Below are 18,140 nucleotides of genomic sequence, written 5' to 3'. Positions count from 1 at the left end.
AATGTTCTGTGTGCTGTCACTGTTTCCTCCAACCCGCAGGGAGTTTTCCGATGGAACTTGTTTTCTACACCAACCCGATGTCGCGCGGCCGCATTGCCCGCTGGATGCTCGAGGAGGTGGGCGCGCCCTATGAAACAAAGGTGCTGGCCTACGGCCCCGAGATGAAGTCGCCGGCCTTTCTGGCGCTTAACCCGATGGGCAAGGTGCCGACCATCGTGCATGACGGCCAGGTGGTGACCGAGGCGGCGGCGATCTGCGCCTATCTCGCCATGGCCTTTCCCGAGGCGGGACTTGCGCCGGAACCGGGCGAACACGCCGATTTCTTCCGCTGGATGTTCTTGGCGGCGGGGCCTGGAGAGGCCGCGATCACCAATGCCGCCTTCGGCTTCGAGCTGCCCGACACGCCAGAGGCGCGCGGCCGGGCGGGCTATGGCAGTCTCGACATGGTGGCCGATGCGCTGGCGGCGATGCTGGCCGACGGGCGGCCGCATGTCTGCGGCACGCGCTTCACCGCGGCCGATGTCTATGTCGGCGCGCAGATCCAGTTCGGGCTGCAGTTCGGCACCCTGCCGGAACGCCCCGGCTTTGCCGATTACGCCAAGCGGCTGGGCAGCCGCCCCGCGGCCATGCGCGCGGTCGAGCTCGACAACGCGCTGATGCCCAGGGACGGCTGAGCCGCAGGCCTGCGGCCCCTGCCGGGTGGCAGGGGCTGTCTGTTGCCAGACGGTCAGGATCACTCCAACGCGGCCTTTACCGCGGCCATGGCGTCGCCGCCGTCCTTGGTGGTCACGCCGTCGAGCCAGCCGTCGAGCACGCCCATGTTGGCCGAGAGCCAGGTCCTGGCGGCCTCAGAGGGCTCTTCGCCATCGTCGAGGATCGCCGCCATGATCTCGTTCTCCATCGCCAGGGTGAACTCGAGGTTCTGAAGCAGCTTGCCGACGTTGGGGCATTGCTCGACATAACCGGCCGAGGTATTGGTGTGCACGGTGGCACCGCCGAGGTTCGGGCCGAAGTAATCGTCGCCACCGGTGAGATAGGACATCTCGTAGTTGGCGTTCATCGGGTGCGGTTCCCAGCCGAGAAAGACCACCGGCTCGCCGCGACGGTCGGCGCGGGCGACCTGCGCCAGCATGCCCTGCTCCGAGCTTTCGACCACTTCGAAGCCTTCGAGGCCAAAGGCGTTTTCCTCGATCATCGACAGGATCAGGCGGTTGCCGTCATTGCCCGGCTCGATGCCGTAGATCTCGCCATCCAGCGCATCCTTGTGCGTGGCGATGTCGGCAAAGTCCTTGATGCCCAGATCGGCCGCGGTCTTGTTCACCGCAAGGGTGTATTTGGCGCCTTCGAGGTTGGTGCGCACGGTGTCGACGGTGCCGGCCTCACGGTAGGGCGCGATGTCGGCTTCCATGGTGGGCATCCAGTTGCCGAGGAAGACGTCGATGTCGCCATTGGCAAGCGAGGTATAGGTCACCGGCACCGAGAGCACCTTGATGTCGGTCTCGTAGCCCAGCGCCTCGAGCACGGTGGTGGTGGCCGCCGTGGTGGCGGTGATGTCGGTCCAGCCGACATCGGCAAAACGCACTTCGTCGCAATTGGCAAAGGCAGGTGCCGCAAGGCCAAGGGCCAGCGCAGAGGCCGTGATCGCTAGTTTCATGTGGTTCGTCTCCCTGATTATTGTTGACTGACCAGTCAATCAACACCATAGTTTTTTATTGACTGACCAGTCAATCAATAACATATGACTGCCAGACTTCAATGCGGAGGGTCTCATGCCCAAGGTCGGAATGGAACCGATCCGTCGAGAAGCGCTGATACGGGCGACTATTGCCGAGATCGGCGCCAAAGGCACCCTCGACATCACCGTTTCGGCCATTGCGCGCCGGGCCGGCGTGTCGCCGGCGCTGGCGCATCACTATTTTGGCGGCAAGGAACAGCTCTTTCTGTCGACCATGCGGCATATCCTCAGCGTCTACGGCGCCGACGTGCGCACCGCCCTGCGCGGCGCCGCCTCCCCCGAGGCGCGGCTCGAGGCAATTGTCATGGCAGGCTTTGCCCCCGGCCATTTCCACCGCGAGGTGGTCTCGGCCTGGATGAACTTCTACGCGCTGGCGCTGTCGTCCGACGACGCCGCGCGCCTCTTGTCGATCTACCAGCGGCGGCTGCGCTGCAACCTGCGCCACGCGCTGCGCCCGCTGGTCACCGATCCCAGCGCCGCCGCCGAGCGGATCGCGGCGGTGATCGACGGGCTTTACCTGCGCGAGGGCCTTGCCCCGCGCGAGACCGAACAACGCCATGCCGCCGATCTGGCCATGGCCCACATCCAGTTGGAACTGAAAGGAGCCGCGCAATGACCCTGCCCGCCCCCCAGCCCAAGGCCAGCCATTTCGTCGGCGGCTATTACATCGAAGACGCCGCCGGTGACGAGATCGCGGTGATCTATCCCTATACCGGCGAGCAGATCGCCACCGTGCATGCCGCCACAGACAGCATCATCGAACAGGCCATCGCCGCCGCCGTCCACGCGCAGAAGGACTGGGCCGCGCGCTCGGGCACCGAGCGCGGCCGCGTGCTGCGCCGTGCCGCCGACATCATGCGCGCCCGCAACCACGAGCTCAGCCAGCTCGAGACGCTCGACACCGGCAAGCCCTACCAGGAGACCTCGGTGGTCGACGCGACCTCCGGTGCCGACGCGCTGGAGTATTTCGGCGGGCTGGCCGCCAGCCTGACCGGCGAGCACATCCAGCTGGGCGAGGACTGGGCCTATACCATCCGCGAGCCGCTGGGCGTCTGCGCCGGCATCGGCGCCTGGAACTACCCCACGCAGATCGCCTGCTGGAAGGCCGCCCCGGCGCTGGCCTGCGGCAATGCCATGGTGTTCAAACCCTCCGAGACCACGACGCTCTGCGCGTTGAAAGTGGCCGAGATCCTCGTCGAGGCCGGCGCGCCCGCCGGGCTCTTCAACGTCATCCAGGGGCAGGGCGACGTCGGCGCGCGGCTGATTTCCGATCCGCGCATCGCCAAGGTCTCGCTCACCGGGTCGGTTCCCACGGGCCGCAAGGTCTATGCCGCCGCTGCCGAAGGCATAAAGAACGTGACGATGGAGCTGGGCGGCAAGTCGCCGCTCTTGATCTTCGACGACGCCAACCTCGAAGATGCGGTGTCGGGCGCAATCCTCGGCAACTTCTACTCCTCCGGCCAGGTCTGTTCCAACGGCACGCGGGTCTTCGTTCAAGCCGGCATCTACGACGCCTTTGTCGCCCGCATGGCCGAGCGTCTGCAGGGCGTGAAGACCGGCGATCCGCTGGACCCGCAAGTCAACTTCGGCCCGCTGGTCAGCGCCGATCAGCGCGACAAGGTTTTGGGATATATCGAGAAAGGCAAATCCGAGGGCGCCCGCCTCGTGGCCGGCGGCACCGCGATGGAGGGCCCCGGCTTCTGGGTGGCACCGACGCTCTTTGCCGATGTCACCGACGAAATGACCATTGCCCGCGAAGAGATCTTCGGCCCGGTCCTCTCGGTGCTGAAATTCGACGACGAGGCCGAGGCCGTGGCGCGCGGCAATGCCACCGAATTCGGCCTCTCCGCCGGGGTCTTCACTTCCGACATCACCCGCGCCCACCGGGTGATCCGCCAGCTCGAGGCAGGCAGCTGCTTCATCAATTCCTACAATGACGCCCCGGTCGAGGTGCCTTTTGGTGGCTCCAAGATGTCGGGCGTCGGACGTGAGAACGCCAAGGCTGCCATCGAGCATTACTCGCAGCTCAAGTCGGTCTATGTGCGCATGTCCCAGATCGAGGCGCCTTTCTGAGATGCAGGCTGATTACGTCATCGTCGGCGCCGGCTCGGCCGGCTGCGCGCTGGCCCACCGGCTGACCGAGGCCGGGCACCGCGTGATCGTCATCGAACATGGCGGCACCGACAAGGGGCCGTTCATTCAGATGCCCGGCGCGCTGTCCTACCCGATGAACATGAAGCGCTATGACTGGGGCTACCAGACCGAGCCAGAGCCGCATCTGGGCGGGCGGCGGCTGGCCTGCCCGCGTGGCAAGGTGATCGGCGGGTCGTCGTCGATCAACGGCATGGTCTATGTGCGCGGCCATGCCGAGGATTACGACCACTGGGCCGAGTCCGGCGCCAGCGGCTGGTCGGCGGCCGACGTAATGCCCTATTTCCGCCGGATGGAGAACTGGCACCCCAACGGCCACGGCGGCGACCCAGCGCGGCGCGGCAGCGACGGGCCTTTGCACGTCAGCCGCGGCAGCCGGTCCAACCCGCTGGTCAAGGCCTTCGTCGAGGCTGGCCGCCAGGCCGGATACGAGACCACCGAGGATTACAACGGCGCCAAGCAGGAAGGCTTCGGCCCGATGGACAGCACCATTCACGGCGGCGAACGCTGGTCGGCGGCGCGCGCCTATCTCGCGCCTGCCCGCGCCACCGGGCTCTGTACCGTTGTACGCGGGCTGGCCACCCGGGTGATCCTCAGGGACGGTCGCGCCACCGGTGTCGAGCTTCTGCGTCACGGCGGTTACGACACCGTGCATGCTTCGCGCGAGGTGATCCTCGCCGCCTCGTCGATCAACTCGCCCAAGCTGCTGATGCTGTCGGGCATCGGCCCCGGCGCACATCTCGCGCAGCATGGCATCGACGTCGTGGCCGACCGCCCCGGCGTCGGCCAGAACCTGCAGGATCATCTCGAGCTCTACGTGCAGATGGCCGCCTCGCAGCCGGTATCGCTGTTCAAGTACTGGAACCTCTTCGGCAAGGCCTGGGTCGGGCTGCAATGGCTGGCCACGCGCGGCGGGCCCGGGGCCTCGAACCAGTTCGAAAGCGCCGCCTTCATCCGCTCGCGCGCCGGGGTGCGCTATCCCGACATCCAGTACCACTTCCTGCCGATCGCCGTGCGCTATGACGGCAAGGCCGCGGCCGAGGGCCATGGCTTCCAGGCCCATGTCGGCCCGATGCGCTCGCCCTCGCGCGGCGCGGTGAGCCTGCGGTCGCGCGATCCCCGCGCGGCGCCGAAGATCCTTTTCAACTACATGTCCCACGCCAAGGACTGGGAGGATTTCCGCACCTGCATCCGCCTGACCCGCGAGATTTTCGCGCAGGAGGCCTTCGTCCCCTTCGCCGGTCACGAGATCCAGCCCGGCGCCGACCTGCAGAGCGACGACGAACTCGACGGCTTCATCCGCGAACATGTGGAGAGCGCCTATCACCCCTGCGGCACCTGCCGGATGGGAGCGGCCGACGATCCCGCGGCGGTGGTCGATCCGGAGTGCCGGGTGATCGGCGTCGAGGGTCTGCGGGTGGCGGACAGCTCGGTCTTTCCGCGGATCACCAACGGCAACCTCAATGCGCCCTCGATCATGGTCGGCGAAAAGGCCGCCGATCACATCCTCGGCCGCACCCCCCTGCCCCGCGACAACGCCGAACCCTGGATCCATCCCGACTGGCAAACCTCCCAGCGGTGATCCCTGGTCCACCGCCGTCCCGGACCTGCTCCGGGACCTCGCCGTCAGCCAAGAGGCCCCGGATCAAGTCCGGGGCGCGGGGGGATGGTTTCGGGCGCGCGCGTCTGCCTCGGAGCCCCACCGATCCCTATCCTTTGGGCAATCTCGCCGTCCCCGCCCCTCAGCGCAACGCCGTCCCGGACTTGATCCGGGACCTCACCATCAACCGAGAGGCCCCGGATCAAGTCCGGGGCGCGAGAGGATGATGTCGAGGTCGCGCAGCTGCCTCGGAGTATTGACAGTCCAAGTCGGCTAAACACGAACTCGCCCTTCCCTGACATTGCGCACAACGCCGTCCCGGACCCCGCTCCGGGACCTCACCCTCAACCAAAAGTCTCCGGATCAAGTCCCGAGCGCGTGATCGCCACAACCCCGCTCCCGGACCACGCCGAACCCGCCCGTCAGCCGCACGCTCGCCCGTCCAGCCACCCCGGCAAATGCCCGATATCCGGCAGAACCACATCCGCATAAGGCGCCAGGGCCGCCGCTTGCGCCGGCCCCGTCAGCACGCCCACCGTCGCCATTCCCGCCGCGCGCCCGGCGATCAGGTCATGGGTGCTGTCGCCCACCATCACCACCCGCTCGGGCAGGACCTCCACCGCGCTGGCAAAGGCCAAAAGCGGCGCGGCGTCGGGTTTCATGCCGTAGCCGCTGTCGAAACCGGCGATGAAATCGAACCGGTCGAGGATGTCCACCGCCTGAAGATGCGCGCGCGCCGAGGTCTCGGTGTCATTGGTCGCCACGCCCAGTTTCAGGCCGCGTCCCGCCAGCGCGTCGAGCAAGGGCCCCAAAGGCACCGCCGGGGCCAAAGGCGCGCGGCGGGCGGCGGCGTCGAGAAAGGCCTCGACCTCCTCGACCGAGCGCCCCGGCAGCACCCTCGCGAAGCATTCCGCCGCCTCGCGCGCGGTGCCGGCGATCACCGGGCTGTCGGGCTCGAAGCTGCGGCGCGCCAGGTCATAGCGTGCGGACGCTGCCATCTCCTGCGCCAGCGCCGCGTCGCCGCCCGACAGCACCTTGATCACCCCGGCGGCCCAGCCGTCCCAGGTGGCGCTGAAATCGAACAGCGTGCCGTCCTTGTCAAAGAGCACCGCGGCGATCGGCGCGCTCATGTCCAGTGCACCTGCTCGCCACCGGGCAGCGCCGCGCGGGCCAGCATCACCCGGTCGTAGGCCAGGCCTTGGGTGTCACAGAAGCGGATCACCCAGGCGTCGTCCATCATGATGAAATCCAGCACCGAGCCCAGGAATTCGGGCTCGCTGGCGCGGGCGCGCAGCTCGGCCTCGCTGAGGCCGGTCGATCCGAGAAACACCCCGACAAGGTCCTCCTCGCCCACCAGCCAGGCCAGGGCCTGCAGGCCCAGAGTTTCGGCAGTTTCCCGCGTATACGCCATGTGCGCGCTCCAATTTCGCTTCGGGTTAAAGGATTTCTTAACCCTTTCGGCAAGATAGTTAAGGCAAGATTATCCAAGTTCCGAGGATCCCCTGTTGGCACGGCAAATCCTGCTTGTCGATGCGGTTGCAACCAATCGCATCGTGCTCAAAGTGAAACTCGCGGCCGCCTATTACGAGGTTGAACAGGCCGTGAGCGCCGAAGAGGCGCTGGCACAGGTGCGCCGCAAGACCCCGGCGGTGATCCTGATCGGCGGGCTGAATGATGCCGCGCCGGCCGAGCTTTGCCGGCAATTGCGCGAGATCCCGGCCACCGCCCATTGCGTGATCGTGGTGATGCTGTCCGAGGATGGCACCGAGGCCCGGCTTGCCGCGCTCGAGGCCGGGGCGACCAGCATTCTCGACCAGCCCTGTTGCGATGCGCTCTTGCTGGCGCGGCTGCGCGCGCTCTTGCGCGGTCACGAGACCGAGCTGGAGCTGAGGATGCGCGAGGGCACCCACCGTGCGCTCGGCCTGTCGGAGCCTGCGGCGCGGTTCGATCTGCCGGCGCGGGTCGGGGTCATTGCCGAGGACCGGCGCGCCTTGACTTCGCGGCTGCCCGAACTGCGGGCGCTGCTGCCGCATCCGCTCGATCTGCTGGCCCCGCGAGAGGTCTTTCACCCGCGCTCGGCGCCAGGCACCCGCGCGCCGCTGGGGCCGGATGTGCTGGTGATGGCGCTCGATGCCACGAAGTCGGAGGCCGAGATGCAGATCCTGCCGGATCTGCGCGCCCGCACCGCCACGCGCTATGCCGGGGTGCTGGTTCTGGCGCCGGAGGGCGCCGGGCCTCTGGCCGCCGCGGTGCTCGATCTGGGCGCCGACGACGTGGCACCGGCCAATATCTCGGCGCAGGAAATTGCCCTGCGCGTCGACCGGCTGGTGGCACGCAAACGCATGGCCGACCGATTGCGGAGCACGGTGCGTGAAGGGCTGCGCGCCGCCGTCACCGATCCGCTGACCGGGCTGTTCAACCGCCGCTACGCCCTGCCGCACATCAGCCGTATCGCCGAGCGGGCCTGCCGGTTGGGCCGGCCCTTCGCGGTGATGGTTGCCGATCTCGATCACTTCAAGCGGGTCAATGACACCTATGGCCATGCCGCCGGTGACGCCGTGCTTTCGGAACTGGCGCGGCGGCTGCGCGACAACCTGCGCGCGGTAGACCTGGTGGCGCGGATCGGCGGTGAGGAGTTCCTGGTGGTGCTGCCCGATGCCGCCGACGAGCGCGCCGACCGGACGGCGCACAGGCTCTGCGCGGCGGTGTCCGAGGCACCCTTTACCATTCCCGGCCGGGCCGAGCCGCTGCGGATCACAATCTCGATCGGCGTGATGATCGCGCGGCCCGGCAGCGCCGATCCCGGCACCGCCCTGCGACCTGAGGCGCTGCTGCGCTGTGCCGATGCCGCGCTCTACAGGGCCAAGGCGCATGGCCGCAACCAGGTGGAACTGCGCCGCCCGGCGGCCTGAGCGGACTGGGTCACTGGCGGGTTTGACCGGGGACCAAGGACCGTGGTCACAGTCGGCTCCTGCTTGGACCGGCCGCCTGACCGCGCCTACTTCTGGCGATTCTTGTCACGCTCCAGCGCCTCGGCCACGCGGTCGGCAAAGGCGGCGCGCTCCTCGGCGCTCATGCCGGCGACGTAGGACACCAGCACATCCTGGCCACGCTGCTGGCGCGCGGCGGCGCGGGCGTTCTGGCGCTCGAGCACCGCGGCAAAGGCCTCGGCATCAAAGGGCTCGGCCCGCAGCACCGCCAGCGCCTCGGCGTATTCGGCCCTTGCCCTCGCGCGCAGCTCGGACCGCGGACCTTCCTTGCGCATCTCGGCAAAGAGTTGCTTGCCGATTGCCTGCCGGTCGGCGCGGGTCAGCGCCTGGGTGTAGGGCGCCACCGCGTCGCGCGGACTGCGCGGCGGCGGTTTGCCGGGGCCGCCGTTCCACAGGAAACCGGCCACCACCCCGACAATCGCCAGGTTCATCGCCAGCGACAGGAAGAGCACGATCCGCAGCCCCGGCGAGATCCGCCGTGTCTGAATGTCATCCGCCATGGTCAGCTTTCTCCCACCATGAAGTCGAAGCCCGAGATCGGGTCATAAAGCGCCGTCTCGTCGCCGTAGTAGATCGAGGCCGTGTCGCTGAGGCTTTCGGGCGGGCTGATGCCGATCCAGAGACCGCAGACCGAGGCCGCCGCCAGCCCGGCAAAGGCCGGCCAGCCGCCCAGCGCCGCGCCCAGCTGCGCCAGCAGGCCGGGGCGTTTCGCAGCCGCCCGCTCTGGCAGCGCGGCGGGGGCAAAGCCGGCCTGCACGCTCTCGGCATCCGCCAGCACCCGCGCCAGCAGCTCTGGCGGCACCTCGGGGTCGCGGCCCTTGCGGGCCTGCCGCTCGGTGTCCAGCAGCGCATCGAGGAAGGCGTCATCGCCCATGTTGTCAGACCTCGTCATCGGTGTACCCCAGTTCTGCCTTGCGGCCCTCCAGCGCGCGGGCCAGGGCCCGCTTGCCTCGCGCGGTGAGGCTTTCGACGGCCTCGACGCTGATCTCAAGTATGGCGGCGATCTCGGGGTTGCCCAACCCCTCGAAATGCCTCAGTTCCACCGCCCGGCGCTGCCGCTCGGGCAGCGCGGCCAGGGCGTCGGCCAAGGCGGCACGGCGCGCCGCGGCCTGCATCTGCGCCGGCGCATCGCCGGCCTCGTCCACCGGGTCGCCAGCATCTTCCAGCGGTGCGATCCGCCGCCGCCGGCGCAGCCGGTCGGTGGCGAGGTTCGCCACCACCCGCCAGAGCCAGGTCGAGACCTGCGCCTCGCCCTGCCGCCAGTCCGGGGCGATCTTCCACAGGCGCATCAGCGCCTCCTGGGTCACGTCCTCGGCCTCGGCGCCGTCGCCCAGCATGCGGAAAGCCTGGGCATAGGCCCGCGGCGTCAGCCGCAACGTCAGCGCACGCGCCGCCGGCCCGTCGCCATTGGCGTAGAGCACCAGCAGGGCTTCGTCACTGATCTCGTCCGTTGCGTCGAGCGCCATGTCCATGTACCGCGGCCTAAATCCTTTTGTCGCGCTTGGGAACCGGCTGATCGCGCCTGCCCCCTGGCGGCATCCCTGCTGTGGTTCTGTCGCCTCCCCCCGCGCAGGGCAGGGAGAGGCAGGAAACGGGAGAGAGCAAAGGGATGAGAGCCCTCTCCCGTGTGCGGTATCAGTTCTCGGCAGGGGCCGCGCCACGACGGTTGGCCAGGCGTTCCTTGGCGCTGTCGAACTCGGCCTTCGACACGGCGCCGTCACCATCGGTGTCGATCAGCGCGAACATCCGGTCGAAGCGGTCATCGCCACGGCCCTGGCGGGTGTCGTCGCCGCGCTTGCCGCCGCGGTCCTTGCCGGCATGCTCCTTGTCGCCGCGGGCCTTGCCGTCACGGGCGTGGTCCTTGCCCATCTTGCCGCCCTTGCGCATGCCGTCCTTGCCGGCCTCCATTTCGGCGGCGCTGATGGTGCCATTGCCGTCGGTGTCGAGACGTTCGACCATGCGGGCAAAGCGGGCCTCGCGGCGGGCATCGGCGCCGGCCTTCAGCTCGTCAGCGCTCAACTCGCCGTCACCATTGGTGTCGACCATGTTGAAATGCGCCTTGCGGACATCCTGCATCTCTTCGCGGGTCAGGCTGCCGTCGCCGTTCTGGTCGAAGTGCTCGAACTGCAGGGCAGCGCCGCCGCCCATGCCGCCCATGCCACCCTTGGCCAGGGCGCTGGTTGCGGGAAGGCTGAGGGCGATGGCGGCCACCAGGGCGGTGCCGACGAGAGTGTTGCGTGTCTTGCTCATGTTAGGTCCTTTCGGTTTCCTGCTTGAGATGCGGTGGTCGTTTCCGCCGCGATCTGAACCTCAAACGGGCCAGCTCCGGGCTTCCGTCGCCCGTCCCGAATTTTTCTCGGTCACGGCTGCGTGAGCACTCGCGCGACATCCCGACGCAAGGGCGCTTTGTCGGATGTTTTTTCCCTGCGAAGCCCCATACTCTCAGTGGGGTTAGCGAGGTGGTGACGATGAAAAACTATCAGTTCTCCGACCACGATGTGGTCGAAGCAGTGGATGTGCGGCCGATGAAAACGGCCAAGGCCGGCGAGCGTGAGCTCTATCCCGCCCTCTGGAAGGGCTGGCGGCGCAAATGCCCGAATTGCGGCAGCGGTCCGATGCTGTCGGGCTATCTCAAGGTGCGGGATGCCTGCCCGGTCTGCCGGCAGGAGCTGCACCATCACCGCGCCGATGACGGCCCGGCCTATCTGACCATCCTGATCGTCGGTCACCTGCTGGCGCCGATGCTTCTTTGGGTCTTTACCACATGGCGGCCCGAGCCGCTGGTGCTCTTCACCATATTTGGCGTTGGCACGATTGCGCTCTCGCTATATCTTCTTCCGAGGCTCAAGGGTGTGATCGTGGCATTTCAATGGGCGCGCCGGATGCACGGTTTCGGAAAACCGGACGCGCCGCGCCCCTGACGGGGGTAGGATGAGCAGCATCGACAAGACCAAGGTACGTGACGCGGCGACGGTGATCGTCGTGCGGGACAGGGCGACCCGGCCACGCATCCTGATGGGACAGCGCGGTGCGGCGGCGGCCTTCATGCCCAACAAGTTCGTCTTTCCCGGCGGCGCGGTGGATGCCGACGACGCGCGCGTACCGCTGGCCCGTCCGATGCCCCTGCCCTGCGCCGAGCGGCTGCGCGAGGATTGCGCCGAGGATCGCAGCCACGCGATTGCCGCCGCCGCGATTCGCGAGCTCTGGGAAGAGACCGGCCAGCTTCTGGGCCAGCGCGGTCACTGGCCCGGGGCGGTGCCCGACGACTGGCAGGGCTTTGCCAATCTCGGGCTGCTGCCCGACGCCGCGCCGCTGCAATTCGTCTTTCGCGCCATCACCCCGCCGGGCCGGCCCCGGCGGTTCGACGCGCGCTTCTTCCTTATCGACGCGGCCGAGCTGGCCTCGGACCCGGATGATTTCTCGGCCGCCTGCGACGAGCTCAGCCACCTGCACTGGGTGGCGCTCGACGAGGTGCGCGCGCTCGACCTGCCCTTCATCACCGAGGTGGTGCTGGCCGAGGTGGCCGCGCGGGTCGAGGACCCGGCGCCGCCGGCCTCGGTGCCTTTTTTCCGCAACGATGACGAAGAGAGCCTGTTTCTCAGGCTGCGCGGCGCGCCCCTGACGGATTGAGATCATTCTGGCGGCCCCAGGTCACCTTGGCCCAGAACCGTTCGTAGAGCACGTAGTTCACGAAGCCGATGAGCGAATTTACCAGCGCCATGGTGCCGCCCACGGCCATGGACCCGGTGAAAAGCAGCCCCACGAGGCTCATCACCACCAATCCCATGAAAATCCAGATCAATCCTTTGACGATCGTGCGTTCGCGCGTTTCCAAGGTTGCCTCCATGTCATTGAGATGCCCCCGGGATACGCCTGTCGCGCCTGTTGCGACATTCGGAATACAGTTAACAAAATCCCGCAAACGTGATTATTATCACCACATGATGGCAAAAACCGACAAGCGTGTGCGAGCCGAGACCTTTCGCAGCCGCGTGGCCGAGGCGATGGCCGAGGCCGGCACCAACCAGAGCGCGCTGGCCCGCGATATCGGCGTCGACCGCTCGACCGTCTCGCAGCTTCTGTCAGGCAGCGGCGCGCGGTTGCCCAATGGACAGGTGGTGGCGGAATGCGCCCGCGCGCTGGGGGTGTCGTCGGACTGGCTGCTGGGCCTGTCGGACCGGCCGGAGAGCGCGGCGCGCATTGTCGCCGCCGCCTTTCGCATCACCGCCGCGCCGCGTGCGCTGGTCGACCAGCAGATCTTCACCTGGCATCTCGAGGCCGACGGCTACAAGATCCGCTACGTGCCCCCCGCCCTGCCCGACATGCTCAAGACCCGCGAGGTGCTTGACTGGGAGTACACGCCGCACCTCGGCCGCTCGGCCGAACAGGCGATCAATGCGTCGGAGGAACGGCTGAACTGGATGCGTTCATCGGCCTCGGACTACGAGATCTGCCTGCCGCTCTATGAGCTGGCGAGCTTTGCCGAGGGCAGCGGCTATTACGCCGGCCTGCCCCGCGATGCGCGGCAAAGCCAGCTCGAGCGGCTGCAATCGCTGGCCGAACAGCTCTATCCGCGGATGCGCCTCTGTCTCTACGACGCCCGGCGGCTTTATTCCGCGCCCCTGACGATCTTTGGCCCGCTGCAGGCGGTGATCTATCTTGGCAGTCACTACCTGGCCTTTCGCGATACCGAGCGGGTGCGCGTCATGACCCGGCATTTCGACAATCTGGTGCGCGAGGCGACCGTGCCCGCCCGCGATCTTGGCGATCATGTCGAGACCCTGCTGCAGGGGATGTGAGCCTAGCCCTTGGGCGCATGCACGCCCGGCGTTACCGCCCGGCGTTTGAGCTGCGCCTCGCGCAGGGTGAGAAAGACCACCGAGCCGAGGATCACCCCGCCGCCCAGCACCACCACCGGATCGACCGGTTCGCCGAACATCACCGCACCGAGGCTCACCGCCCAGATCAGCTGCAGAAAGGTCACCGGCTGGGTCAGCGTCAGCGGCGCCGCGCGAAAGGCCAGCGTCATGGCGAAATGCCCGCCGGTGGCGAAACAGGCGACGCCGAAACAGACCGCAAGCACCCAGAGATCGGGGGTGACCCAGACCGCAAAGGCAAAGGGCGCGAGCCCCAAAGTGACCGTGACCGAGAGCATCAGGACCACCAGCGTGGCCGAAACCTCGTCCGCCACGATCTTGGCCAGCAGGTAGGAGCAGGCAAACAGCACCGCCGTCGCCAGCATCGCGAGATGGCCGGGGTTCACCTCGCGGAAGCCCGGCCGCAGGATGATCACCGCGCCGAGCAGCGCCGCACAGACCGCGAGGATCCGCCGCATCGCCAGCTTTTCCCCCAGAAACAGCGCCGCGCCGAGGGTGACATAGACCGGCGAGAGGTAGTTCATCGCCGTGACCTCGGCCATCGGGATGCGCGTCATGGCGTAGAACCACAGGATCACGCCGACCGAATGCACCACCCCGCGCGCGCCGAACAGCCGCCAGTGCCGCGCCGACATCTCGGTTGCCAGCAGCGTCCGCCCCATCGGCAGGAAGAAGACCAGCCCCAGCACATAGCGCAGAAAGGCCGCCTCTGCCGCCGGCACCGCATTGTCGAGGTATTTCACCAGCGCCGTCACCGCCACGAAGCACAGCCCCGTGACCAGCATCCAGAAAACCCCGCGCAGGAGGAAAGGTTGGGCTTGGCTCATCCGCGCATCAAGCCGCGAAGGGGGACGATGTGCAAGGCCCGCCGCGTTATCCCAGAATGAGTTTTGCCGCAATCGCCCACATCGTCAGCCCGACCACCACGTCGAGGATCTGCCAGGCCCGGGCCGAGGTGAACAGCGGCCTGAGCAGCCGCGCGCCGAAGCCCAGCGAAAAGAAAAAGACGAAGGAGGCGCTCATCGCCCCCAAGGCAAAGGCCAGACGGTTGTAATATTGCGCCGAGATCGAGCCCAGAAGGACCACGGTATCCAGGTAGACATGCGGGTTGAGCCAGGTCAGCGCGAGGCAGGTCAGCACCGCCGCGCGCAGGTCCTGCGTACTGTCGCCCTTGTCGGCCAGCGCCTCGCCGCCGGCAAATGCCGCGCGGAAGTTGCGCAGCCCGTACCAGATCAGGAAAGCCGCCCCGCCCCAGCGCATCACCGTCTCGAACAGCGGCACAGCCTCGGCCAGGGCGCCGAAGCCCGCCACGCCGGCGGCGATCAGCAGCGCATCGCTGAGCGCACAGGTCAGCACCACCGGCAGCACGTGCAGCCCCTTGAGCCCCTGACGCAGCACAAAGGCATTCTGCGCCCCGATGGCGAGAATCAGGGAAAACCCGAGTGCAAATCCTGCCAGTACCGCCTGCATGTCCGCCCTGCCCTTGTTTTACGTGCATCTTCTGGCGTGCACGACCGGCGAAGTCCAGCCGAGGCGCGCTGCGCTATATTCCGATTTTTTTTGTCGGATATACCTTGCAGCCCCACGGCGGATCAATTACCGATGCTTTTAGTAAGATACTAACCCATGGAGATACAGATGCGGCACACCGCAGTCACCTCGATCCTTGCCCTGACCCTTGGCGCCGGTGCAGCCTTTGCCGAAGGCGAGCTCAACCTCTATTCCTCGCGTCACTATGACACCGACGAACGGCTCTATTCCGATTTCGAGGCGGAGACCGGCATCACCATCAACCGCATCGAAGGCAATGCCGACGAGCTGATCGCGCGGATGGAAGCCGAGGGCGCGAACTCGCCCGCCGACGTTCTGCTGACCGTCGACACCTCGCGTCTGGCCCGGGCCAAGGACGCCGGCGTGCTGCAGTCGATCGACAGCGACGTGCTTGAGGCGCGTGTGCCCGCCTATCTCCAGGATGCCGACAACCAGTGGTTCGGCTTCTCGCAGCGCTCGCGGATCATCTTCTACGACAAGGCCGACGTTGAAAACCCGCCGGCGACCTATGCCGATCTTGCCAAGCCGGAGTACGAGGGCATGGTCTGCATCCGTTCCTCGACCAACGCCTACATGCAGACCCTGCTGGCCGCCATCGTCGAGCACGAGGGCGAAGAGGCCGCGCGCGACTGGGCGCAGGCGGTGAAGAACAACTTTGCCCGCGATCCCCAGGGCGGCGATTCCGACCAGCTGCGCGGCATTGCCTCGGGTGAATGCGAGATCGCGGTCTCCAACACCTATTACTTCGCCCGCGCCGTGCGCACCGAGGTCAGCGGCATCAGCGAGAACCTCGACAGCTTCGGCTGGGTCTTCCCCGACCAGAACGGCAATGGCGCCCACATGAACCTGTCCGGCGGCGGTGTCGCGGTGAACGCGCCGAACCGCGAGAACGCGATCAAGTTCCTCGAGTATCTGACCTCCGACCAGGCGCAGCAGTATTTCTCGGCCGGCAACGATGAATACCCGGCAGTGCCCGGCGTGGCGATCAGCCCCTCGGTGGCCTCGCTCGGCTTCTTCAAGCCCGACAGCGTCGACCTGAGCGCCGTGGCGGGCCAGATTCCGACCGCTCAGAAGATCTTCAACGAGGTCGGCTGGGAGTAATCTCCGCCTCTTCGGATGAGGAAAGCCTCGCCTGTTTCTCAGGCGGGGTTTTTTGTTTGTGGGTTGTAGGCGCAAGCCGGGCCAGCGCCTGCCCGCGGGGTGGCGCTGCTGCGCCAGTTCTGCAGCGCTTTATCCCGGCCAGGTCAGGAAGACCTCGGAACACTCGCTTGCGTCGGCCAAAGCGGCAGCCCGGGGGGGGCGGGCCGCCGCTGGCCCGGCGCCTTTGGCGCAGTTCGGGCCGCGAGGTGCCAAGCCGGGCCAGCGCTTGCCCGCGGGGTGGCGCTGCCGCACCAGTTCGACGGCGCTTTATCCCGGTCAAGTCCGCAATAGATCAGATCGACACGCCTACGCCCGCCAAAGCGCCAGCCCGGTGGGGCGGGCAGGCGCTGGCCCGGCGGCCTGCGGCCTTGATTCCGGGCCCTCGGAAGACCAACGAAAGGCGCTATTCCCGCCCCACCCGACGGCACAGCAGGATCACCGGCAGCACCCCCACCGCCACGATCACCAGGCTCGGCACGGCCGCGCCCTCCAGCCGTTCGTCAGAGGCCAGCCGGTGCGCCTGCACCGCCAGCGTGTCATAATTGAAAGGCCGCAGAATCAGCGTCGCCGGCAATTCCTTCATCACGTCGACAAAGACGATCAGCAAGGCGGTCAGCAGCGAGGGCGTCAGGATCGGCAGATGGATGCGCCGCAACGTCCCGTAGCTGGACTGCCCCAGCACCCGCGAGGCCGCGTCGAGGTTGGGGTTGATCGCGCTCTGCCCGCCCTCGTAGGCGCCGATGGCCGCGGCCATAAAGCGGATCATGTAGGCAAAGACCAGCACCCAGATCGAGCCGGTGAACAACAGCCCTGTCGACACTCCGAACCATTCGCGCATCACCGCGTCGAGCGCATTGTCGAAGGCGGCAAACGGCACCATCAGCCCCACCGCGATCACCCCGCCCGGCACCGCATAGCCCAGCCGGCCCGCATGGATAGCCCAGCGCGCCCCGGGGCTGCGCGAGGCGCGGTGGAAATAGCCCAGCACGATCGCCGCGGTCAGGGTGCAGAGCGCCGCCGTGCCCGCCAGCACCAGCGAGTTCTGGATGAAACCGACGTAGCGCCGGCTCAGCAGGTCCTGCCCCGAGCCCTGCCCCATGATTACCAAGGCCACGATCGGGATCACCGCGCCAAAGAGCACCGGAATGGCGCAGAGCGCCCAAGCCGCGGCCTCTGACCAGCCGCTCAGACGCAGCCGCGTCAGCCGCTCGACCCGCTGGCCGGTGTGATACTTGGCCTCCCCGCGCGAACGCCGCTCGAGCACCGCCAGGGTCAGCGCAAAGGCCAGCAGCCCCAGCGACAGCTGCGCCGCCGCCGCCCGGTCGGCCATGGAAAACCAGCTGGTGTAGATGCCGGTCGCAAAGGTCGGCACGCCGAAATAGGACACCGTGCCATAATCGGCGATGGTCTCCATCGTGGCCAAGAGCACCCCCGCCGCAATTGCCGGCCGCGCCATCGGCAGGGTCACCTGCAGGAAGGCCTGAAGCGGCGTCTTGCCCAGAGCGCGGGCGGCGTGAAAGGTGCTGGCGCTCTGCCCCAGAAAGGCCGCCCGCGCCAGCAGGTAGACATAGGGATAGAGCACCAGCACCAGCATCGCCGCGGCGCCGCCGAGGCTGCGGATCTCGGGGAACCAGTAGTCGCGCGGGCCCCAGCCCATCACCGTGCGCAGCGTGCTCTGCACGATGCCGGGATGATCCAGCAGATGAGTGTAGGCATAGGCCAGCACATAGGCCGGAAAGGCCAACGGCAGCACCAGCATGATCTCGAAGATCCGCCGGCCGCGAAATTCGGTCATGGTGACGAAACAGGCCGCGCCGGTGCCGATGGCGAGCGTGCCCGCCGCGACGCAGGCGACGAGGATCAGCGTGTTGCCGGCATAGCGCGGCAGCACTGTCTCCAGCAGATGGCCCAGAGTCTCGACCCCGCCGGTCAGCCCGGCCAGCGTCACCGCGACAATCGGCAGAAGGCAGAGCATTGCCACGCCAAAGGCCGCGGCGCGCAAGAGGCGCAGCGGTTCGGCCTGGCGGCGCCGGCGGGCGGGGATCAGGGTGCTATCTGTCGGCATCCGAGCTTTTTTGTCAGGTGTTCGACCCGGA

20 protein-coding genes are annotated in these 18,140 nt (G+C 67.4%); 9 read left to right on the top strand and 11 right to left on the bottom strand.

The window, feature by feature from the left end; genetic code table 11:
* Positions 1 to 50: 50 nt before the first annotated feature.
* The gene (locus tag ACN0SE_RS04115) at positions 51 to 674 is read left to right on the top strand and encodes a glutathione S-transferase family protein (protein WP_417523212.1); all 624 of its coding nucleotides are present in this window, start codon (positions 51 to 53) and stop codon (positions 672 to 674) included.
* Between the two features lie 59 nt (positions 675 to 733).
* Here ACN0SE_RS04115 and ACN0SE_RS04110 read toward each other — a convergent pair whose 3' ends face one another.
* Positions 734 to 1,654, bottom strand: a complete 921-nt coding sequence (locus ACN0SE_RS04110) for a choline ABC transporter substrate-binding protein (RefSeq protein WP_417523211.1) — start codon at positions 1,652 to 1,654, stop codon at positions 734 to 736.
* A 115-nt stretch (positions 1,655 to 1,769) separates the two neighbouring features.
* Between ACN0SE_RS04110 and betI the strand changes: the two genes are divergently transcribed.
* Genes betI through betA form a run of 3 tightly spaced genes read left to right on the top strand, consistent with a single transcriptional unit; the run spans position 1,770 to position 5,468 of the window.
* Positions 1,770 to 2,351: a choline-responsive transcriptional repressor BetI gene (betI, locus tag ACN0SE_RS04105; protein WP_417523210.1), complete on the top strand. Its 582-nt coding sequence runs from the start codon at positions 1,770 to 1,772 to the stop codon at positions 2,349 to 2,351.
* Positions 2,348 to 3,808 (top strand): betaine-aldehyde dehydrogenase, encoded by a 1,461-nt coding sequence (gene betB, locus ACN0SE_RS04100; RefSeq protein ID WP_417523209.1) that lies wholly within the window; start codon positions 2,348 to 2,350, stop codon positions 3,806 to 3,808. Before betI ends, betB begins: the two co-directional genes overlap by 4 nt.
* Position 3,809: 1 nt before the next feature.
* A complete protein-coding gene (gene betA / locus ACN0SE_RS04095; protein ID WP_417523208.1) occupies positions 3,810 to 5,468 on the top strand; it encodes a choline dehydrogenase in 1,659 nt (552 codons plus the stop codon).
* Positions 5,469 to 5,908: 440 nt separating this feature from the next.
* Here the strand turns inward: betA and ACN0SE_RS04090 are convergent, their stop codons facing one another.
* Both ACN0SE_RS04090 and ACN0SE_RS04085 read right to left on the bottom strand, forming a co-directional pair.
* Complete coding sequence (locus ACN0SE_RS04090) at positions 5,909 to 6,616, bottom strand: HAD family hydrolase (RefSeq protein WP_417523207.1); 708 nt, start codon at positions 6,614 to 6,616, stop codon at positions 5,909 to 5,911.
* Positions 6,613 to 6,897: a DUF3572 domain-containing protein gene (locus tag ACN0SE_RS04085; RefSeq protein ID WP_417523206.1), complete on the bottom strand. Its 285-nt coding sequence runs from the start codon at positions 6,895 to 6,897 to the stop codon at positions 6,613 to 6,615. Before ACN0SE_RS04085 ends, ACN0SE_RS04090 begins: the two co-directional genes overlap by 4 nt.
* 94 nt (positions 6,898 to 6,991) lie before the next feature.
* Between ACN0SE_RS04085 and ACN0SE_RS04080 the strand changes: the two genes are divergently transcribed.
* Entirely contained in the window at positions 6,992 to 8,398 is a 1,407-nt protein-coding gene (locus ACN0SE_RS04080; protein WP_417523205.1) for a diguanylate cyclase, read from the top strand.
* Between the two features lie 86 nt (positions 8,399 to 8,484).
* Here the strand turns inward: ACN0SE_RS04080 and ACN0SE_RS04075 are convergent, their stop codons facing one another.
* The 4 genes from ACN0SE_RS04075 to ACN0SE_RS04060 all read right to left on the bottom strand — a co-directional run bounded on the left by ACN0SE_RS04075 (position 8,485) and on the right by ACN0SE_RS04060 (position 10,726).
* On the bottom strand, positions 8,485 to 8,976 hold the full coding sequence (locus tag ACN0SE_RS04075; RefSeq protein ID WP_417523204.1) for a periplasmic heavy metal sensor: 492 nt from the start codon (positions 8,974 to 8,976) through the stop codon (positions 8,485 to 8,487).
* Positions 8,977 to 8,978: 2 nt separating this feature from the next.
* Positions 8,979 to 9,368: a hypothetical protein gene (locus ACN0SE_RS04070; protein ID WP_417523203.1), complete on the bottom strand. Its 390-nt coding sequence runs from the start codon at positions 9,366 to 9,368 to the stop codon at positions 8,979 to 8,981.
* Positions 9,355 to 9,948 carry an RNA polymerase sigma factor gene (locus ACN0SE_RS04065; RefSeq protein ID WP_417523202.1) on the bottom strand — a complete coding sequence of 198 codons (594 nt, stop codon included), beginning with the start codon at positions 9,946 to 9,948 and terminating at the stop codon, positions 9,355 to 9,357. Before ACN0SE_RS04065 ends, ACN0SE_RS04070 begins: the two co-directional genes overlap by 14 nt.
* Positions 9,949 to 10,111: 163 nt before the next feature.
* The gene (locus ACN0SE_RS04060; RefSeq protein WP_417523201.1) at positions 10,112 to 10,726 is read right to left on the bottom strand and encodes an EF-hand domain-containing protein; all 615 of its coding nucleotides are present in this window, start codon (positions 10,724 to 10,726) and stop codon (positions 10,112 to 10,114) included.
* Positions 10,727 to 11,001: 275 nt separating this feature from the next.
* Here ACN0SE_RS04060 and ACN0SE_RS04055 point away from each other — a divergent pair, with 275 nt between their 5' ends.
* Positions 11,002 to 11,397, top strand: a complete 396-nt coding sequence (locus ACN0SE_RS04055; RefSeq protein ID WP_417523258.1) for a DUF983 domain-containing protein — start codon at positions 11,002 to 11,004, stop codon at positions 11,395 to 11,397.
* A gap of 10 nt (positions 11,398 to 11,407) precedes the next feature.
* Positions 11,408 to 12,106 carry an NUDIX hydrolase gene (locus ACN0SE_RS04050; protein WP_417523200.1) on the top strand — a complete coding sequence of 233 codons (699 nt, stop codon included), beginning with the start codon at positions 11,408 to 11,410 and terminating at the stop codon, positions 12,104 to 12,106.
* Here ACN0SE_RS04050 and ACN0SE_RS04045 read toward each other — a convergent pair.
* On the bottom strand, positions 12,075 to 12,311 hold the full coding sequence (locus tag ACN0SE_RS04045) for a DUF2061 domain-containing protein (protein ID WP_417523199.1): 237 nt from the start codon (positions 12,309 to 12,311) through the stop codon (positions 12,075 to 12,077). The two genes, ACN0SE_RS04050 and ACN0SE_RS04045, sit on opposite strands and share 32 nt — an antisense overlap.
* 106 nt (positions 12,312 to 12,417) lie before the next feature.
* Here ACN0SE_RS04045 and ACN0SE_RS04040 point away from each other — a divergent pair, with 106 nt between their 5' ends.
* Entirely contained in the window at positions 12,418 to 13,275 is an 858-nt protein-coding gene (locus ACN0SE_RS04040; RefSeq protein WP_417523198.1) for a helix-turn-helix domain-containing protein, read from the top strand.
* 2 nt (positions 13,276 to 13,277) lie between these two features.
* Here ACN0SE_RS04040 and ACN0SE_RS04035 read toward each other — a convergent pair whose 3' ends face one another.
* Both ACN0SE_RS04035 and ACN0SE_RS04030 read right to left on the bottom strand, forming a co-directional pair.
* Complete coding sequence (locus ACN0SE_RS04035; RefSeq protein WP_417523197.1) at positions 13,278 to 14,180, bottom strand: DMT family transporter; 903 nt, start codon at positions 14,178 to 14,180, stop codon at positions 13,278 to 13,280.
* 46 nt (positions 14,181 to 14,226) lie between these two features.
* The gene (locus tag ACN0SE_RS04030; protein ID WP_417523196.1) at positions 14,227 to 14,823 is read right to left on the bottom strand and encodes a LysE/ArgO family amino acid transporter; all 597 of its coding nucleotides are present in this window, start codon (positions 14,821 to 14,823) and stop codon (positions 14,227 to 14,229) included.
* 168 nt (positions 14,824 to 14,991) lie between these two features.
* Here ACN0SE_RS04030 and ACN0SE_RS04025 point away from each other — a divergent pair, with 168 nt between their 5' ends.
* Positions 14,992 to 16,005 (top strand): extracellular solute-binding protein, encoded by a 1,014-nt coding sequence (locus ACN0SE_RS04025; protein WP_417523195.1) that lies wholly within the window; start codon positions 14,992 to 14,994, stop codon positions 16,003 to 16,005.
* A gap of 442 nt (positions 16,006 to 16,447) precedes the next feature.
* Here the strand turns inward: ACN0SE_RS04025 and ACN0SE_RS04020 are convergent, their stop codons facing one another.
* Positions 16,448 to 18,109 (bottom strand): ABC transporter permease, encoded by a 1,662-nt coding sequence (locus ACN0SE_RS04020; protein WP_417523194.1) that lies wholly within the window; start codon positions 18,107 to 18,109, stop codon positions 16,448 to 16,450.
* Positions 18,110 to 18,140: the final 31 nt, after the last annotated feature.

The organism is Marinovum sp. (assembly GCF_048263515.1).
Lineage (GTDB): Bacteria > Pseudomonadota > Alphaproteobacteria > Rhodobacterales > Rhodobacteraceae > Marinovum.
Note: the sequence above shows the minus strand (reverse complement) of the source record. Positions and strands in the feature narration are given on the sequence as shown.

Excerpts from the sequence above, each read along its gene's own strand:
- ACN0SE_RS04070 (WP_417523203.1), bottom strand. The coding sequence starts at position 9,368 with ATGACGAGGTCTGACAACATGGGCGATGACGCCTTCCTCGATGCGCTG.
- ACN0SE_RS04030 (WP_417523196.1), bottom strand. The coding sequence starts at position 14,823 with ATGCAGGCGGTACTGGCAGGATTTGCACTCGGGTTTTCCCTGATTCTC.
- ACN0SE_RS04110 (WP_417523211.1), bottom strand. The coding sequence starts at position 1,654 with ATGAAACTAGCGATCACGGCCTCTGCGCTGGCCCTTGGCCTTGCGGCA.
- ACN0SE_RS04065 (WP_417523202.1), bottom strand. The coding sequence starts at position 9,948 with ATGGACATGGCGCTCGACGCAACGGACGAGATCAGTGACGAAGCCCTG.
- ACN0SE_RS04090 (WP_417523207.1), bottom strand. The coding sequence starts at position 6,616 with ATGAGCGCGCCGATCGCCGCGGTGCTCTTTGACAAGGACGGCACGCTG.
- ACN0SE_RS04020 (WP_417523194.1), bottom strand. The coding sequence starts at position 18,109 with ATGCCGACAGATAGCACCCTGATCCCCGCCCGCCGGCGCCGCCAGGCC.
- betA (WP_417523208.1), top strand. The coding sequence starts at position 3,810 with ATGCAGGCTGATTACGTCATCGTCGGCGCCGGCTCGGCCGGCTGCGCG.
- ACN0SE_RS04055 (WP_417523258.1), top strand. The coding sequence starts at position 11,002 with ATGAAAACGGCCAAGGCCGGCGAGCGTGAGCTCTATCCCGCCCTCTGG.
- betI (WP_417523210.1), top strand. The coding sequence starts at position 1,770 with ATGCCCAAGGTCGGAATGGAACCGATCCGTCGAGAAGCGCTGATACGG.
- ACN0SE_RS04040 (WP_417523198.1), top strand. The coding sequence starts at position 12,418 with ATGATGGCAAAAACCGACAAGCGTGTGCGAGCCGAGACCTTTCGCAGC.
- ACN0SE_RS04025 (WP_417523195.1), top strand. The coding sequence starts at position 14,992 with ATGCGGCACACCGCAGTCACCTCGATCCTTGCCCTGACCCTTGGCGCC.
- ACN0SE_RS04050 (WP_417523200.1), top strand. The coding sequence starts at position 11,408 with ATGAGCAGCATCGACAAGACCAAGGTACGTGACGCGGCGACGGTGATC.
- ACN0SE_RS04115 (WP_417523212.1), top strand. The coding sequence starts at position 51 with ATGGAACTTGTTTTCTACACCAACCCGATGTCGCGCGGCCGCATTGCC.
- ACN0SE_RS04075 (WP_417523204.1), bottom strand. The coding sequence starts at position 8,976 with ATGGCGGATGACATTCAGACACGGCGGATCTCGCCGGGGCTGCGGATC.
- ACN0SE_RS04085 (WP_417523206.1), bottom strand. The coding sequence starts at position 6,897 with ATGGCGTATACGCGGGAAACTGCCGAAACTCTGGGCCTGCAGGCCCTG.
- ACN0SE_RS04035 (WP_417523197.1), bottom strand. The coding sequence starts at position 14,180 with ATGAGCCAAGCCCAACCTTTCCTCCTGCGCGGGGTTTTCTGGATGCTG.
- ACN0SE_RS04060 (WP_417523201.1), bottom strand. The coding sequence starts at position 10,726 with ATGAGCAAGACACGCAACACTCTCGTCGGCACCGCCCTGGTGGCCGCC.
- betB (WP_417523209.1), top strand. The coding sequence starts at position 2,348 with ATGACCCTGCCCGCCCCCCAGCCCAAGGCCAGCCATTTCGTCGGCGGC.